Genomic DNA, 16,861 nt, shown 5'->3' on the forward strand with positions numbered 1-16,861 from the left:
AAATTTCTCGTTGTGGATAAAAACAGAACGATATAATTCGGATATGACCTGCTTATGACATGAAGGAAACGTTTTGGCTAAAAAAGAACATGTATCAGAAACACCCGCGACTCAGTTTTTACGCAAACAGGCTGCACAGTTTAGTGAGCACCCTTACACTTACGAAGAACATGGTGGTACCGCAGTGTCAGCCCGTGAATTAGGGGTGGATGAACATTGCGTTGTCAAAACGCTGGTAATGCAGGATGAATTAACTAAGCCGTTGATCGTTCTGATGCATGGTGACTGCAAAGTGTCGACCAAAAATCTGGCGCGACAAATAGGCCGCAAATCGGTAGAGCCATGCAAACCTGAGGTGGCGCAACGCCATTCTGGCTACATGGTCGGTGGCACCTCACCGTTCGCTACAAAAAAAGCCATGCCTGTCTATGTCGAACAGGGTATTCTTCTGCTGGATAAAATTTATATCAATGGCGGCAAGCGCGGCTATTTGTTAGGAATCGATCCTGCATTACTGGTCTTGCTGTTAAAAGCACAGGCGGTCGAGTGTGCTTTGGATGACTAGTTGAGGCTAAGGCGCTTAGCTAGACGAAAAAATAAAATAACAATGTAGCAATAAGAATCAAGGGAAATATAGATGAATACTTTACTGGCGATGTTAGCTGCTTATTTATTGGGATCGATTTCATTTGCAGTGGTGGTCAGCAAGCTGTTTCGGCTTTCTGATCCACGCACTTATGGCTCAAAAAATCCGGGTGCTACCAATGTGCTGCGTAGTGGAAATAAGGCGGCGGCCGTCTTTACCTTACTGGGTGATGGTGCAAAGGGCTGGTTGGCGGTATGGCTGACGATTCAATTCGGCGAGCAGTTTGGCTTGGGAGATACTGCGGTAGCCCTGGTGACGCTTGCTGTGTTTTTAGGACATTTATGGCCGGTATTTTTTAAATTTGTCGGTGGCAAGGGCGTCGCTACTGCGCTCGGCGTTTTGCTTGGAATAAATCCCTGGCTGGGGCTGGCCACACTGATTACCTGGATCGTGGTGGTGTATGCATTTCGTTATTCCTCGCTGGGCGCTTTGATTGCGGCTATTTTTGCGCCGTTTTATTATGGTTTGTTATTCGGTCCAGATCCGAAATTACTCGCAATTTTTATCATGAGTGCCTTGCTGGTATATCGTCATTCCAGCAATATCGGTAATCTTATGCAGGGTAAAGAAAGCCGCCTGGGCAGTAAAAAGAAATAGTTTAGCGGATACTTGGGTAGGTTTCCGCAATGTTGGTGTGGCAAAAATAGAATTAATATTTGCCCGTTTAAGCGCGAACAACTACAATTCCGCCCTATTAAGTAAATAGTGAGTAAACGCTCTAAAGACTTGTTCTAGCGCAGAACTTGGTTAAATAGCGTAGACACACACTGTATAAAATAAGTATAAAACCCTTAGCGCAGTATCCATGCGGTTCTTCAAGGCTTTTTGGCCTGTAAGCTGCACCAGTACTGCGTTAATACCTGGAGTTATCATGGCATTTCTGCAAGGCAAAAAAATTCTGATCACCGGTTTGTTGTCAAACCGTTCTATCGCTTATGGCATCGCACAGGCGTGCAAACGCGAAGGCGCTGAGTTAGCTTTCACTTATGTGGGCGAGCGTTTTAAAGACAGAATTACTGATTTCGCCAAAGAGTTCGGCAGCGACTTGATTTTTGATTGCGATGTCAGCAGTGATGAGCAAATCGAAGCCGTGTTTACCGATCTGGCCAAACATTGGGATCGCTTGGATGGCTTAGTGCATGCAATAGGTTTCGCCCCGCGCGAAGCGATTGCCGGTGATTTCCTCGATGGTTTCTCACGCGAAGCATTTAAAGTCGCTCACGATATTTCAGCTTACAGCTTCCCTGCGATGACGAAAGCGGCATTGCCGCTGTTGCACGAAGGTTCTTCTGTGTTGACGCTGTCGTATCTGGGAGCGATACGCGCGATACCTTATTACAACACCATGGGCTTGGCTAAAGCATCCTTAGAAGCATCGGTACGCTATCTGGCAGAAAACCTGGGCAAAAAAGGCATACGTGTGAATGGCGTTTCAGCTGGTCCTATCAAGACTCTGGCCGCCAGCGGCATCAAGGATTTCAGTAAGTTGCTCGGCTTTGTGGCTGAGCATGCTCCCTTGCGCCGCAATGTGACAATAGAAGAAGTGGGTAATACTGCCGCTTTCTTGTTGTCACCTTTGGCCAGCGGTATCACTGGCGAAATTACCTACGTCGATGGTGGTTTCTCGCACGTGATGGGTTTGACACCGGAATAGGGCTGCGCTCTAATTTTGTGTCTTTTTGTGTATCTATGGCGCATTGCAGCTCGAATGCGTCATAGTTTTATAGTCTGAAAATCAAAGGGCTGAAAGCCTTGCTTGAGATGGCAATCTGATCGCCCACTTTCAAATCCTTTACCTCATCCTCTCCTGCAATAATCTCTACGATATCCTGAGCGATTAATAGTGATAGCACATAAATCACTTCTTCCTGACGTATTGCCAGTACTTGCGCGCGCAGATTGAGTTTGCCGGATAGTCGTTGCTGCAAAAAGACTTGTGCCGGGGTGCCGGACTTGATGATTTTGCCTTGTTCCATTTGATGCACGCATTGCGAGAGCTTAAAAACCTCGCCTATGTCGTGACTGACCAGAATGCTGGTCAGCCCGCATTCCTGATGCAATTGCAATAGCTCATCTTGTAGTTGTGAGCGCAATACGCCGTCCAGTGCCGACAAGGGCTCATCCATTAATAATAACGTGGGTTTGCGTGCCAGCGCGCGTGCCAAGGCGACTCGTTGCTTTTGTCCGCCCGATAGCGTAGCGGGCAAGCTGCTTTGAAACGCGCTTAAGCCAGTTAGTTGCAATAGATGTTCTATCCACGCGTCTTGATTCTTGGCCGCACCATAGGCGACATTGTGGCGTACGCTCATATTTGGGAATAGGGCGTAGTCCTGGAATACCAATCCGAGCGAGCGTTGCTGTGGCGGTAGATTGATTTTTTTTACTGCATCAAACCAAGTGATCCCATCTACCACTATGCGCCCACTGTCGGGGCTGCTCAGGCCGGCTAACATGCGCAGTAGGGTAGTTTTTCCCGCACCAGAGGGGCCAAATAAAGCAATAAAATCACGCGCATCTGCCTTCAGCTTGATATCAATCTGAAGCGAGGTTGAGCTGCTACTGAATTTTTTTTGCAGGTCTAGTTCAAGCATCGTGGTAGCTCATTCATTGACGCGTAAAGGCGAGTGGGGCGCGGCGCTTACTCATGTAGACCAGCAATAACACGGCAAAGCTGACGATGGATAAGATCAAAGCATAAAAATGTGCCGCAGCATAATTGAGGCTCTCGACCTCGTCGTAAATGGCGATAGAGGCGACCTTGGTCACTCCTGGAATATTCCCGCCTATCATCAGCACCACGCCAAATTCTCCTATGGTATGGGCAAACGTCATAACTATTCCCGCCAGTAGGGATGATTTAATATTCGGCAACAGCACGCGAATGAGTGTGTGAAGATCGGACTTGCCCAGCGTACGGGACGCCTCGACCAGGGAATAAGGGAGGTTTTGCAAGCCCGATTGGATCGGGTGCACCATAAACGGCAAGCTGAAAATGACGGAGCCTATCACCAGTCCGGTAAAGCTGAACACCAGGCGGATATCGAAAGTCTGCGCTAGCCACAGGCCAAACGCTTGTTGCGGACTAAGGGCCAGCAACAGATAAAATCCCAGGACTGAGGGCGGTAACACCAGTGGCATGCTGACGCTAGCCTCAAACGCGGGCTTAAATCGGTTGTGGGAAAACGCCAGCCAATAAGCCAATGGCAGGCCTAGCAAAAATAAGATGAGGGTGGTCAGTGCCGCTAATTTAAATGTCAGCAGCAATGGAGCCCAGTCGACGTTGAAAAAAATCATGCTTCTTCTGCCAGCATCAAACTCATCTCATTCGATTTCACCAGACCCTCGATGGCATCGCCTATTGCCAGTTGCAAGCCTCGCGCAGAACGTGAGGTAATAATTGAGCTGATCTGTAAGCCGCCCATGTCGATGATGGCGCGGGTCAGAACCTGACCGATTTCGATGGCGACGATGGTTCCGGGCAGGCGGTTTCTGAGGCTAATTTGACCCGATAAATTTTTTGCCAAAGCCACTTCAGTCTCTTTAAATAGCAGTTGTACCGCTTGCCCGATTTGCCAGTTGGCCAGATGCTCGGGACTGCCAAGTAGGGTGGCAGTAAAATGATGGGCAGCAACACTGACGTCGACTATCGCGATGCTGCCATGCGCTTCTATCGCCGCGATGTGGCCTGAGAGGATATTCATGGCACCGTATAGCCATTTTTTTGGAAGATGGCGCGGGCTTTTGCCGAATACAAAAAATCGTAAAATTGTTGGGCCAGTACGGGATTACTTTCTTTTCCGTGCTTGAGTATGACGGCACCCTGAGCTATCGCCTGATAGGACTCTTGAGGGACTTCTATCCAGCTGCCCTGGTCTTTCATTTCTTTGGCGAGAACTACCGACTTTGCGGTGAAGCCTATATCGGCGACTCCGGAATGGATGTATTGATTGGTCTGTGAAATACTGTCGCCAAAAACCAGTCGCGGTTTTAAGCTGACATCCAGTTTGAAGTAGGCAAGGCTTCTCATCGCTTCGCGTCCATATGGGGCCGTTTTGGGATTTGCCAGCGCAATTTTGGAGACAGTATTGCCGCTTATTATACTTTGCCACTGACTTAAGTCTTGTTTTTTCATGCTCCATAACACCAGGCTGCCATAGGCGTAGGCTTTGGGTGGCACGGTGGTATATGACTGCTTATTTAAGTAATCCGGATACTCCATGTCGGCCGAGAGAAAAACATCAAAGGGCGCACCATTAAGTATTTGGGTGACAAATTTTCCTGAAGAGTTGTAGGTGGCCAGCAGTTCGTGCCCGCTTTCCTTTTTGAACTCGAGCTTGATTTCATCAAACACGTATTGGACATTGGCCGCTACCGCCACCGACAGAGTGTCAGCCGCCGCGTAATTGCTGTATTGCGACGAAAATAGTAGTGAAAACAGGGCGAAAATTCGCTGGGAAAAAGATGTCTTGAATGGCATAGATATGTTCGTTAATGAAAAGCTTCGCTATTATGCGGTCTTGCTTGCGCATACAATAGCTAGTTTGATAGCAATACCAGAATTACGGCATAACTTTTAAGTAAAAAGCTGCCGCGTGTCAATAAATAAGTGCAATTTCCATGGAAATCCTGTATAGTCACTTTTTTGCACTGCAATATAATTATTGTAGTGTTACTGCAGCACCGTAGCCTATGCGCATCTGGCAATAACAGATGCAGCAATGTAAAAGCCCTCCCGCCCTGTATGTCTTGTTCCTTAAAAGACATCATCCCGGCGCAAAGCTTTTGTGCCGAAATTTCATCGTATACCGCTCTCGTTTCATTTTGAAACTGGTTTTCTTTGTTCATTTCGTTTGGTTGACGCTGCTTTTTTGCGCGCCTCGCTGTTGCTGGGCGCAGATATATAACGAAAGAGAAATTAAATGACTTTTGAAACACTAGGCCTGCACACGTCCATACTCCGCGCTATCACTGACAGTGGTTATACCGACCCTACTGCGGTACAGATCCAGGCAGTGCCTGCCGCGATTGCCGGACGTGACTTGCTGGTTTCTTCCCAGACTGGTTCTGGAAAAACAGCGGCTTTTATGTTGCCAGCCTTGCATAAATTTGCAACTGCAGCCGACAGCCTCGAAGTAACTGCTGCAGACAAGACGCCAAATCAGGAGCGTCAGTCGGCTCGTTCACGTGGCGAACGTCCGCGTTTTCAAGCTGCAAAACCTAAAATGTTGGTATTGACACCAACTCGCGAATTGGCTTTGCAAGTGACTACCGCCACAGAAAAATACAGTGCTTACTCACGTAAGATTAAGGCTGTGTCTATCTTGGGCGGTATGCCTTACCCAAAACAAATGCAATTATTGTCGCGCAATCCAGAAATTTTGGTCGCCACTCCAGGTCGCTTGATTGATCATATGGAATCGGGCAAGATCGATTTTTCCGAATTGGAAATTTTGGTTTTGGATGAAGCCGATCGCATGTTGGATATGGGTTTTATCGATGATATCGAAAAAATCGTTGCCGCGACTCCAGAGTCACGTCAAACCATGTTGTTCTCAGCGACGCTTGATGGTGTCGTCGGTAATATGGCGCGCCGTATCACTAAAGATCCTATGATCATTCAGATCGCCGGTTCTGCAACCAAGCACGAAAATATCACTCAAAAAGTTCATTTTGTAGATGATCTGTCGCACAAAAATCGTATGCTCGATCATTTGTTGCGTGATGAGTCGGTTGATCAAGCTGTCGTATTTACTGCAACCAAGCGTGATGCCGATACTATCGCGGACCGTTTGAATATAGCCGGTTTTGCTGCTGCCGCCTTGCATGGCGATATGCATCAAGGTGCTCGTAACCGTACTTTAGATGCTTTGCGTCGCGGTCAGGTTCGTGTGTTGGTGGCGACTGACGTTGCCGCTCGCGGTATCGACGTTCCAGCGATTACTCACGTATTTAACTACGATTTACCTAAATTCCCAGAGGATTATGTTCATCGTATCGGCCGCACTGGTCGTGCTGGTCGTAACGGCGTAGCGATTTCTTTGGTAAATCATGCTGAAGGTATCAATGTTAAACGTATCGAACGCTTCACCAAGCAATTGATACCTGTCGATGTCATTGAAGGTTTTGAGCCTAAAAAGAGTGCGGTTGCTTCACGCTCAACAGCGCGCAAACCAGGTGGCTGGAAACCGGGTGATACACGTTCTAGTGGCGGTGGTTATGGTGCAAATTCTAATGGCAATAGCAGCAAGCCAGGCCAACGTACTTTCAGTAAGCCAAATAGCCCATCCAGCAATGGTCCGCGTAGCGAAACAAGTGGCGGCGGTTATAAAGGCAGCAACCCTCGTTCGGGCGATGCTAACGGTAACCGTCGCTCATTTGGCGATCGGTAATCTGCAAGTAATTGCATAGTATCCGTAAATTAAAAACGGGCACGTAAGTGCCCGTTTTTTTTGGTCGCTAAATTGTATCTGCAAGTTCGAATTGGACGCTAGCATTGCCAGATGCTAAAACCGCTAAAGTTTTCGCAAAAGTTCCGAAAAAAATTTTATGAAGTAACGCAAGATTGCGTGTTTGGCCTGCTATTGAGATTCCGCTCGCGCGAATGCGGCACCAAAACGTGGCAATAGGCTCAGCGTATAATTGTGGGCTTCAGTTAGCATCAATGCCCGTTTATTTGCTATGGCGTGTCGAAATGAGTTTTTCGTTAGTGACACGTGCCGCGATTGCCAGGCTGTTAAATACTAGCTTAGTACGAAATAATTGCATTAAATACTAACGCACTCTAAAAGGCTGTCAAGATGAATACAAATGCAACTCCGATAAGGCTGACTTCTTTCTCGCACGGTGGTGGTTGCGGTTGCAAAATTGCGCCTGGTGTGTTGGCCGAAATATTGAAGAAATCTACAGGATTTCCAGTCCCTGCTGCCTTGATGGTCGGTATTGAAACCTCCGACGATGCTGCAGTATATAAACTCAACGACGAGCAAGCACTGATCGCGACCACGGATTTTTTTATGCCTATTGTCGATGATGCTTACGATTTTGGCCGTATCGCCGCAACCAATGCAATCTCCGATGTGTATGCAATGGGGGGGACGCCTATTATGGCTTTGGCTTTGGTGGGTATGCCGATTAACCAGTTGCCGCTAGAAGTGATTGGTCAAATTATCCAGGGAGGCGAGAGTATTTGCGCGGAAGCTGGCATTCCGATTGCGGGTGGCCATACGATAGATTCGGTGGAGCCGATTTATGGTCTAGTTGTATTAGGTTTAATTCACCCCTCAAAACTTAAGCGCAATTCCGCTGCTAAAGTAGGTGATAAGTTAATACTCGGCAAGCCTATCGGCGTTGGTATTTTGTCGGCAGCACTTAAAAAGCAGGCCTTAGATGCCGCTGGTTATGCAAGCATGATTCTGAACACGACTAAATTGAACAAACCTGGACAAGCGCTGTCACTCTTGGATGGGGTGAGTGCCATGACTGATGTTACTGGATTTGGTTTGCTTGGGCACCTGCTAGAAGTATGCCGTGGCGCGCAAGTTGGCGCGCGCTTAAACATGTCACAGATTCCTTTATTGCCCCAAGTCGCGCAACTGGCAGAGGCTGGTTATATCACTGGTGCGTCGGCACGAAATTGGGCTGCATATGGTCACGATGTCAAAACTAATGGCATAAGTGCCGTACAGCAAGCCCTATTAAGTGATCCGCAAACCTCAGGTGGCTTGTTGGTGGCTTGTGATCCCGAGTCGGTACAGCAGGTTTTGGAAATATTTAGAAGCGGCGATTTTTTGGATGCCTCCGTAATTGGTGATATTGTTGCGGGAACAAGTATAGTAGAAGTAAACCTTTGATTTTTTTATGCGAAAATTTATATGAATCAACTTGAACAACTCAAACAGTACACCACCGTTGTCGCTGACACCGGTGATTTCCAATCCATGCAAGCGTATGCGCCACGTGACGCGACCACCAATCCATCCTTGATATTGAAAGCGGTTCAAAAAGCAGAGTATCTGCCTTTGTTGGAGCAAGTATTGCAGCAACACGCGGGGAAAACGATGGATGAAATTATTGATCATCTGTTGATCGCTTTCGGCCTGAAAATTCTGGCAATCGTACCTGGACGGGTCTCCACTGAAACCGATGCACGACTATCGTTTGATACAGAAAAAACCGTTGCCAAAGGCCGACATCTGATCACCTTGTATCAAGAAGCCGGGATCCCTAAAGAACGAGTGCTGATTAAAATTGCATCTACGTGGGAAGGGATACAGGCCGCTCAAATACTAGAAAAAGAAGGCATACGTTGTAATATGACGCTGCTGTTTTGTCTCCCGCAAGCGATCGCCTGCGCGGAGGCTGGTGCGCAATTAATCTCGCCATTTGTTGGACGGATTTATGACTGGTACAAGAAACAGACTGGTCAGGAGATTTACGGTGCGGACGACCCTGGAGTCTTATCGGTCAAGAAAATCTATACGTACTACCGAAAATTTGGCTACGCAACTGAAATTATGGGGGCGAGTTTCCGCAATACCTCACAGATTTTAGAGTTGGCTGGTTGCGATTTGCTTACGATTAGCCCAGATCTATTGCAAAAATTAAGTGACTCCAACGCTAATCTTACTCAGAAATTGAATACGGATGCGGCGCGGACTTCCGATTTAGAAAAGATAGTCATGGATGAAAAAACTTTCCGCTTTCACTTAAATGAAGATGCAATGGCGACCGAAAAATTGGCCGAGGGCATACGCATGTTCTGTGCCGATACTCTCAAATTGGAGCAAATGATCGCGACAATGCGCTGATAGTAAGCCTCAAAGCATGCTTTTTTTTGCTAATTGGGAGTTCTATATGGATTTTTCGTTGCTCGTCTTCGCGTAAAAATAAAGAGATTATTCAAAAATCATAAAATGATGCTTGCATAAACCACTGATTTTTTATACAGTGTCGTTACTGGACGCATTTTTAAAGACTCACCTTGTTGCTTGCTCTTAACTGAAAGAATTTATGGACGATAAAAAATCTGACAACAGCTCTGAAAAGAGCAAGGCACTAGCTGCCGCCCTGGCACAAATTGAAAAACAATTTGGCAAGGGCTCGGTCATGCGTCTCGCTGACGGTGCTGTAATAGAAGAAATTCAAGTTGTTTCTACCGGATCCCTGGGTTTGGATATCGCGCTGGGCGTCGGTGGGTTACCACGTGGTCGTGTGGTTGAGATCTACGGACCAGAATCTTCCGGTAAGACCACTTTGACTTTGCAAGTTATTGCAGAAATGCAAAAATTAGGCGGAACATGTGCGTTTATTGATGCTGAGCATGCATTGGATGTCGGTTATGCGCAGAAATTGGGGGTTAACCTTCCTGATCTCTTGATTTCTCAGCCTGATACAGGCGAGCAAGCATTGGAAATTACTGATGCTTTGGTGCGTTCAGGTAGCGTTGATCTGATTGTCATCGATTCTGTTGCTGCGCTGACTCCTCGTGCTGAAATTGAAGGCGATATGGGTGACTCTTTACCTGGTTTGCAAGCACGCCTGATGTCGCAAGCATTGCGTAAATTAACTGGTAGTATTAATCGTACCAATACTTTGGTTATTTTCATTAACCAGATACGCATGAAAATCGGTGTGATGTTCGGTAGTCCAGAAACTACTACTGGAGGTAATGCATTGAAATTTTATGCTTCCGTTCGATTAGATATTCGTCGTACCGGCTCGATAAAATCAGGCGATGAAGTGATCGGTAATGAAACTAAGGTTAAAGTTGTAAAGAATAAAGTTGCGCCGCCTTTCAAAGAGGCGCATTTTGATATTCTTTATGGTGCAGGTACGTCGCGCGAAGGCGAAATTTTGGATCTGGGTGCCGATGCAAAAATTATTGAGAAAGCAGGTTCTTGGTATAGCTATAACGGTGAGCGTATAGGACAAGGAAAGGATAATGCGCGCAATTTCCTGGTAGAACGTCCTGCCTTGGCGCATGAAATTGAGAATAAAGTCAGGGTGCAACTAGGCGTACCTTTGTTGCCACCGTTGGCGACTACCGAATAAAAGCAAAATATTTAAGAACGCCGGCTTCCCTGATGCATCAGGATTGCCGGCGTTTTTTTATGGGCGTCAAAATGTTTAAAGTAAAAATAAGTCTTAAAGCAAGAGCATTGCGTTACCTTTCTATGCGTGAACATAGTCGTTTGGAGTTGGGGAGAAAGTTGTCTCGCTATGCAGAGGAAACCGACGATGTATCTGCATTGCTCGACGTATTGGAGTCCGCACAATTCCTGTCAGAGGAGCGGTTTTCTGCGTCCCTGGTAAGAAGGCGACAGGCTAGATTTGGCAATCAACGTATTTTTTTAGAATTGCAAAGTCATAATATCGAGAAAGCCGAAATTGAAAAAGTGAAATCGCAATTGATTGAGTCGGAAGCTGTTAGGGCGACTGAGGTCCTACATAGAAAATATCGATTCGAGCCGGTGGATCATATGGAACGCGCGAAGCAAATGCAATTTTTACAGAAACGAGGCTTTTCTGGCGTAGCAATTCAAGCGGCGATGCGGGTAAAGAGAAATAACGATGATGGGGAAGCTTGAATATAGTTCCGACTACTCGGTAATGCAAAATTTTCCAAATCCTTATTTGTTAGCGGGACGATGGCGTCGATGAAAATGGAATTAGTCCGCGAGCTGTGCTAAACTTCCTTTTTTTGCAGTGCCGCAAGAGCGGCTGTTATCGTAGAAGCTGCGGTAGCGACGCGCAATTGTGGCTATTTTTACACTGAATTAGCCCGCAACAGGCATTTATGCCCTTATCTCCGCCTACAATTCGACGTGCGTTGAAGCATACTCGCACCATTACTATTCAAGCGTTCGCACGTGACGATGGCTTGTGGGATCTTGACGCTCAAATTATTGACTGTAAAACGCGTGATATTGCGCTCGCTTCCGGCGTTCGCCCTAATGGTTCGGCTATTCATGATTTGAGTCTTCGAATTACTATTGATACTAATTTAAATATCATTGACGCAGATGCCATCTCTGATGCGGTACCTTATCCAGGTTTTTGCAATACGATAGGGCCTGAATACAAAAAGCTAATCGGTCTCAATTTGATGCAGCAATTTCGTCAGGGCGTAAAGCAAAGGCTCTCCGGCATTAATGGCTGCACCCATATTACCGAATTGGCACAAATTCTTCCAACTGCAGCAGTTCAGGCTTTTGCCGGTGATGTACTTAATACTCGTGATGGCGCAAATGATGACGCCCAGCACACGCAGCAACCTTTTCAACTCAATCGTTGTCATGCATTAAGGCTAGATGGATCGGCCGTGGTGCAATATTATCCGCGCTGGGCAATTTAGTCGCTTATCGCAAAGCTGTACCGTTTTTGTTTTACTTGTCGTAAGTAATTTTACTAATTTAACTAATACCTCAGTGTCTGAAGGGAAGACGTATGAAAATTCATGAGTATCAGGGTAAAGAAATCCTCCGTAAATTTGGAGTGACAGTACCTCGCGGTATCCCGTGCCTGTCTGTTGATGAAGCGGTCAAAGCGGCAGAAACTTTGGGCGGCCCGGTATGGGTTGTCAAGGCGCAAATCCACGCAGGTGGCCGTGGTAAAGGCGGCGGCGTCAAAGTTGCAAAATCCCTCGAGCAAGTCCGTGAATACGCAGAAGCTATTTTGGGAATGCAACTGATTACTCATCAGACTAGTCCTGAAGGGCAAAAAGTTCGCAGGCTTTTGATAGAAGAAGGTGCTGACATCCAGAAGGAACTGTATGTCAGTATGGTGACTGATCGTGTTAGCCAACGCGTAGTGTTGATGGCATCGTCAGAAGGCGGTATGGACATTGAGGAAGTGGCTGAAAGTCACCCTGAATTGTTGCATTCGATAGCTATTGATCCTACAGCTGGTTTGCAAGACGCAGAAGCGGATGCGATTGCCCGTAAAATTGGTGTGCCAGAAGCATCAGTCGTTGATGCGCGCAATCAGTTAAAAGGTTTGTACGCAGCATTTATGGCCACCGATTGTTCACTAGCCGAAATCAATCCTTTGATTCTGACCGGTTCTGGCAAAGTCATCGCACTTGATGCTAAGTTCAACTTCGACGCAAATGCCTTGTTCCGTCAGCCAGAAATCGTTGCATATCGCGATTTGGACGAAGAGGATCCGGCTGAAATCGAGGCCTCAAAATTTGACCTTGCGTATATTTCTCTCGACGGTAATATCGGTTGTCTGGTGAATGGTGCGGGCTTGGCGATGGCAACCATGGATACGATTAAATTATTCGGAGGCGAACCAGCTAACTTCCTTGACGTTGGTGGTGGCGCGACGGCGGAAAAAGTCACTGAAGCCTTCAAAATCATGCTTAAAAACCCAGGTTTGAAAGCTATTTTGGTGAATATTTTTGGCGGTATCATGCGTTGTGATGTTATTGCAGAAGGTGTGATTACTGCATCCAAGGCAGTTTCTTTGCAAGTGCCTTTGGTAGTGCGGATGAAGGGTACCAACGAAGATATCGGCAAGAAAATGTTGGCTGACTCCGGTTTGCCTATCATTGCTGCAGACACCATGGAAGAAGCGGCGCAGAAAGTTGTTGCCGCTGCCCAAGCTAAATAATCGCAAGGAACAATATGTCGATCCTGATCAATAAAGATACAAAAGTTATTACCCAAGGTATCACCGGCAAGACCGGTCAATTTCACACTCGCATGTGTCGCGATTACGCAAACGGACAAAATTGTTTCGTTGCTGGCGTAAATCCGAAAAAAGCGGGTGAAGATTTTGAAGGTATTCCTATTTTCGCCAACGTGTCAGAAGCCAAAGCTGCAACCGGTGCGACTGTTTCGGTTATTTATGTGCCGCCAGCAGGTGCCGCTGCCGCAATTTGGGAAGCGGTAGAAGCTGACCTTGATTTGGCGATTTGTATTACTGAAGGTATTCCTGTGCGTGACATGATGATGTTGAAAGACCGCATGGCAAAATCTGGCAGTAAAACAAAATTGCTAGGACCTAATTGCCCTGGTCTGATTACTCCAGATGAAATCAAGATCGGTATCATGCCAGGTCACATCCATCGTAAAGGCCGCATCGGTGTGGTGTCGCGTTCCGGTACTTTGACTTACGAAGCTGTCGGCCAATTAACTGCGCTTGGTTTAGGTCAATCTTCTGCTGTCGGTATTGGTGGCGATCCTATCAATGGCTTGAAACATATCGATATCATGCAGATGTTCAATGACGATCCTGATACTGATGCAGTGATCATGATTGGTGAAATCGGCGGTCCGGATGAGGCGAATGCTTCTTACTGGATACGTGATAACATGAAGAAGCCAGTAGTCGGCTTCATCGCTGGTGTTACCGCGCCTCCAGGCAAGCGCATGGGGCATGCTGGTGCTTTGATTTCTGGCGGTGCCGATACGGCGCAAGCGAAGCTCGATATCATGGAAGAGTGTGGCATCAAAGCTACAAAAAATCCATCAGAAATGGCTCGCTTACTCAAAGCAATGCTGTAGTCTGATTTGTAAATAAAAATAGGGAGCCTGGCTCCCTATTTTTATTTGGACTTTGCAAAAAATGTGGCAATGGCTGTCAGAATACCTTGTTCCTATATTTATGTTGATTGATAGCCTAATGATCGCAGTAAGTATTTACGTTCAGCAAGAATAACTTTAGATGAAATTTTTTTGCTAAATAAGCAATTTAGTCGTCATTGCCATCTTTGCGCTAAGTATTTAAACGTTAAATATCTTATCTGAATGCAATAATATACTGGGCTAATGTTAAGCTTAGTACCCTTGGCGTTATTGAAGTGCTAGCTAAGTAATCAATCACAACAGTTTATGTTTAATGAGTGAAATGCTTATCCAAGTAAAATACCTAGCCTTATCCATAGTCACCAGATAATCATAAATATAATTATGTCACTTCAATCCGTGCTCGAGTTTGCTGGCCGTTCCGATACTGGGCTAGTGCGAGCGCAGAATGAAGATGCATTTGAAATATGTGAAGATCTAGGTTTGGCTGTTCTTGCTGATGGTATGGGCGGATATAACGCCGGCGAAGTTGCCAGTCGTATGTGCGTAGAGCTCATCGCTCAATTTTTGCAGCAAAAGCAGCAAGCAGTATGGATGCCAATATTTTCCCGACCCGCAGTGCTTGCAGTTCGATGGTTAAACGACGCCATTACGCTTGCAAATACTCGTGTCTATAACGCTTCACATGAGAACGAGGCTTATTTAGGCATGGGCACTACTGCCGTTGTTGCCCTGAGTCATCAAGATAAACTGCTTGTTGCGCATGTCGGTGATTCTCGGGCATATCGTTTCCGAAATGGCGAACTGTCCCAAATTACAAGAGATCATTCCGTTTTGCAGGCGCAGATAGACGCAGGTCTCATTTCTGAAAAAGATGCACGTTTTTCTCCGATTAAAAATTTAATCACGCGCGCGGTTGGCGCACAAGAAAACATAGAAATCGAAATACATGTGCATCAAATGGAAGTTGGTGATGTGTATTTGTTATGCTCGGATGGCTTAACGGATATGCTTAATCACATAGAAATTCATCACATCATGCATCAATACAACTCTCAACTTGAAAAATGCTGTGAAGTTTTGATTAATAGTGCCAATCAATTTGGTGGACGAGATAATATTTCCGTTGTCTTAGTCAAAGTTACTGAATTGCATCAACGAAAATTAATGGAGCATATTTTTGCTAGTTAGTTTGATTGGCCGCACTAGAATTGCTCAACAATGAAATAAAAGATAGAGAGTGCTATGGCGAAAATCATCGTCACATTAAATGGACTAGAAAAATACGATGTAAATTTGCTGAAGCCTCGTTTTAGCATAGGCCGACGCCCAGAAAATGATTTGGTACTCGATCAAGCCACCATTAGTGGGCATCACGCTGCGATAGATCGTACATCGATCGGCATTTTTGTCCTCGATTTAGGTAGTACTAACGGTACTTTGGTAAATGGCCAGCCAATTACTAAGCATTTACTTCAACACGAAGACGTTATAGAAGTCGGTAAGTATCGGCTTAAATTTCAACATGGACAGAATAATTCCTATGAGCCGCAAGCCGCATTGAGCTCGGTGCCCTTGCCTGTCGGGGAAGCCCCACAATTACCTAAACTAGTGGCTAAAGTTAAAGTGCTGAACGGTGCGAATGCGGGTCGTGAGTTACTTCTGGATAAAGCGGTGACTAGCTTAGGCCGTGCTGGTGTGCTCGTTGTTACTATCAGCAAACAGCATCAGCAGTATATCGCCACGAGATTAGAGGGAGTTGCGGTGACTGTTAATAGTCATCCATTGGAATCCGCCCCTCTAGTGCTGAGGGATGGTGATGAGTTGGATCTTGCTGGAACAAAAATGAAGTTTTATCTTTTGACGGAGAAATAGAGCGATTCATCTTTATGACGGAAATGGATTGTTGGTCAAGAAAGTGACAAATTTTGTTTAAATACGCCCGACAATTTTTTCTTGGTCAAAATTTGTCAGAAAAGTTTAAAGTTTTGCATCAATTTTTGCTGAAAATTAGCTGAACGTGTCCCGAAACGATAATTTTCTGCGCTGGCACGCTGTTTGCTCTATAGAAGATGTAGCACGCAGCATTATCGAAATTCCCAATTTTCCCTTAGGAGCATTAAAATGAAATCCATGCAATTGAAACAACGCGCACAAGCAGGTTTTACTCTGATTGAATTGATGATCGTTGTTGCGATTATCGGTATTTTGGCTGCTGTAGCCATCCCTGCTTATCAAGACTATATTGCCAAGTCTAAGTTCGCAGCTGCTTTAGCTGAAGTAGCTCCAGGTAAGACAGGTTTTGACGTGGCGTTGAATGATAGCTTGAAACCATCAACTGGTCCTTCCAGTGATACCGATTGGTTTATCGGTGTTCAACCTTTAAACTCTAACTCCAAAATTACTGTGACTGACGTGACTATCAATGGGATCTTGACTGCGAAGATTGTTGGCGGCCCTGCGGCTGTGAACGATAAGACAATCACATTGACACGTAAAGGTAGTACAGGTGCTTGGAAATGTACATCTGCTGATGTAAAACAAAAATATATTGGTAAAGAAGAAACTTGCAAAGGTCAGCCAAACTAAATGCTATTTCGGTGCAATAATTGCAAGTTTATCGCTAGCGTATAGCACTTAAAGATTAAAAGCACCCCAGTGGGGTGCTTTTTTTTAGGGTGATAAT

General features: G+C 45.9%; 18 protein-coding genes. 14 read left to right on the top strand and 4 right to left on the bottom strand.

Annotation, left to right across the window (positions count from 1 at the left end):
* Nucleotides 1–73 precede the first annotated feature (73 nt).
* The 3 genes from ACO0K8_RS13635 (at nucleotide 74) to fabI (ending at nucleotide 2,300) form a co-directional block, all read left to right on the top strand.
* Nucleotides 74–565 (top strand): aminoacyl-tRNA deacylase, encoded by a 492-nt coding sequence (locus ACO0K8_RS13635; RefSeq protein ID WP_422947200.1) that lies wholly within the window; start codon nucleotides 74–76, stop codon nucleotides 563–565.
* A gap of 72 nt (nucleotides 566–637) precedes the next feature.
* Complete coding sequence (plsY, locus tag ACO0K8_RS13640; protein WP_422947201.1) at nucleotides 638–1,243, top strand: glycerol-3-phosphate 1-O-acyltransferase PlsY; 606 nt, start codon at nucleotides 638–640, stop codon at nucleotides 1,241–1,243.
* 274 nt (nucleotides 1,244–1,517) lie between these two features.
* Entirely contained in the window at nucleotides 1,518–2,300 is a 783-nt protein-coding gene (fabI, locus tag ACO0K8_RS13645) for an enoyl-ACP reductase FabI (protein ID WP_422947202.1), read from the top strand.
* Nucleotides 2,301–2,367: 67 nt separating this feature from the next.
* Here fabI and ACO0K8_RS13650 read toward each other — a convergent pair whose 3' ends face one another.
* Genes ACO0K8_RS13650 through modA form a run of 4 tightly spaced genes read right to left on the bottom strand, consistent with a single transcriptional unit; the run spans nucleotide 2,368 to nucleotide 5,123 of the window.
* Nucleotides 2,368–3,237, bottom strand: a complete 870-nt coding sequence (locus tag ACO0K8_RS13650) for an ABC transporter ATP-binding protein (RefSeq protein ID WP_422947203.1) — start codon at nucleotides 3,235–3,237, stop codon at nucleotides 2,368–2,370.
* Between the two features lie 13 nt (nucleotides 3,238–3,250).
* The gene (modB, locus tag ACO0K8_RS13655; protein WP_422947204.1) at nucleotides 3,251–3,940 is read right to left on the bottom strand and encodes a molybdate ABC transporter permease subunit; all 690 of its coding nucleotides are present in this window, start codon (nucleotides 3,938–3,940) and stop codon (nucleotides 3,251–3,253) included.
* On the bottom strand, nucleotides 3,937–4,347 hold the full coding sequence (locus ACO0K8_RS13660) for a TOBE domain-containing protein (protein WP_422947205.1): 411 nt from the start codon (nucleotides 4,345–4,347) through the stop codon (nucleotides 3,937–3,939). The genes modB and ACO0K8_RS13660 overlap by 4 nt, the downstream gene beginning before the upstream one ends.
* The gene (gene modA, locus ACO0K8_RS13665; protein WP_422947206.1) at nucleotides 4,344–5,123 is read right to left on the bottom strand and encodes a molybdate ABC transporter substrate-binding protein; all 780 of its coding nucleotides are present in this window, start codon (nucleotides 5,121–5,123) and stop codon (nucleotides 4,344–4,346) included. The genes ACO0K8_RS13660 and modA overlap by 4 nt, the downstream gene beginning before the upstream one ends.
* Nucleotides 5,124–5,565: 442 nt before the next feature.
* On the opposite strand from modA, the gene ACO0K8_RS13670 reads away from it, so the two are divergent.
* The 11 genes from ACO0K8_RS13670 (at nucleotide 5,566) to ACO0K8_RS13720 (ending at nucleotide 16,764) form a co-directional block, all read left to right on the top strand.
* Entirely contained in the window at nucleotides 5,566–7,035 is a 1,470-nt protein-coding gene (locus ACO0K8_RS13670; protein WP_422947207.1) for a DEAD/DEAH box helicase, read from the top strand.
* A gap of 408 nt (nucleotides 7,036–7,443) precedes the next feature.
* Entirely contained in the window at nucleotides 7,444–8,496 is a 1,053-nt protein-coding gene (gene selD, locus ACO0K8_RS13675) for a selenide, water dikinase SelD (protein ID WP_422947208.1), read from the top strand.
* Nucleotides 8,497–8,517: 21 nt separating this feature from the next.
* Nucleotides 8,518–9,453, top strand: coding sequence for a transaldolase (gene tal / locus ACO0K8_RS13680; protein ID WP_422947209.1), 936 nt, complete (start codon nucleotides 8,518–8,520; stop codon nucleotides 9,451–9,453).
* A 202-nt stretch (nucleotides 9,454–9,655) separates the two neighbouring features.
* The gene (gene recA / locus ACO0K8_RS13685) at nucleotides 9,656–10,696 is read left to right on the top strand and encodes a recombinase RecA (RefSeq protein WP_422947210.1); all 1,041 of its coding nucleotides are present in this window, start codon (nucleotides 9,656–9,658) and stop codon (nucleotides 10,694–10,696) included.
* 71 nt (nucleotides 10,697–10,767) lie between these two features.
* On the top strand, nucleotides 10,768–11,232 hold the full coding sequence (gene recX, locus ACO0K8_RS13690) for a recombination regulator RecX (protein WP_422947211.1): 465 nt from the start codon (nucleotides 10,768–10,770) through the stop codon (nucleotides 11,230–11,232).
* A 209-nt stretch (nucleotides 11,233–11,441) separates the two neighbouring features.
* Nucleotides 11,442–11,999: a DUF2889 domain-containing protein gene (locus ACO0K8_RS13695; protein WP_422947212.1), complete on the top strand. Its 558-nt coding sequence runs from the start codon at nucleotides 11,442–11,444 to the stop codon at nucleotides 11,997–11,999.
* A gap of 77 nt (nucleotides 12,000–12,076) precedes the next feature.
* On the top strand, nucleotides 12,077–13,258 hold the full coding sequence (gene sucC, locus ACO0K8_RS13700; RefSeq protein ID WP_422947311.1) for an ADP-forming succinate--CoA ligase subunit beta: 1,182 nt from the start codon (nucleotides 12,077–12,079) through the stop codon (nucleotides 13,256–13,258).
* Between the two features lie 14 nt (nucleotides 13,259–13,272).
* The gene (gene sucD, locus ACO0K8_RS13705; RefSeq protein WP_422947213.1) at nucleotides 13,273–14,154 is read left to right on the top strand and encodes a succinate--CoA ligase subunit alpha; all 882 of its coding nucleotides are present in this window, start codon (nucleotides 13,273–13,275) and stop codon (nucleotides 14,152–14,154) included.
* A gap of 405 nt (nucleotides 14,155–14,559) precedes the next feature.
* Nucleotides 14,560–15,366 (top strand): Stp1/IreP family PP2C-type Ser/Thr phosphatase, encoded by an 807-nt coding sequence (locus ACO0K8_RS13710; RefSeq protein ID WP_422947214.1) that lies wholly within the window; start codon nucleotides 14,560–14,562, stop codon nucleotides 15,364–15,366.
* 54 nt (nucleotides 15,367–15,420) lie between these two features.
* A complete protein-coding gene (locus ACO0K8_RS13715) occupies nucleotides 15,421–16,050 on the top strand; it encodes an FHA domain-containing protein (protein WP_422947215.1) in 630 nt (209 codons plus the stop codon).
* A 249-nt stretch (nucleotides 16,051–16,299) separates the two neighbouring features.
* Entirely contained in the window at nucleotides 16,300–16,764 is a 465-nt protein-coding gene (locus ACO0K8_RS13720; RefSeq protein ID WP_422947216.1) for a pilin, read from the top strand.
* Nucleotides 16,765–16,861 lie beyond the last annotated feature (97 nt).

It is taken from the genome of Undibacterium sp. Ren11W, from assembly GCF_049340485.1.
Taxonomy (GTDB): Bacteria; Pseudomonadota; Gammaproteobacteria; order Burkholderiales; family Burkholderiaceae_D; genus Undibacterium.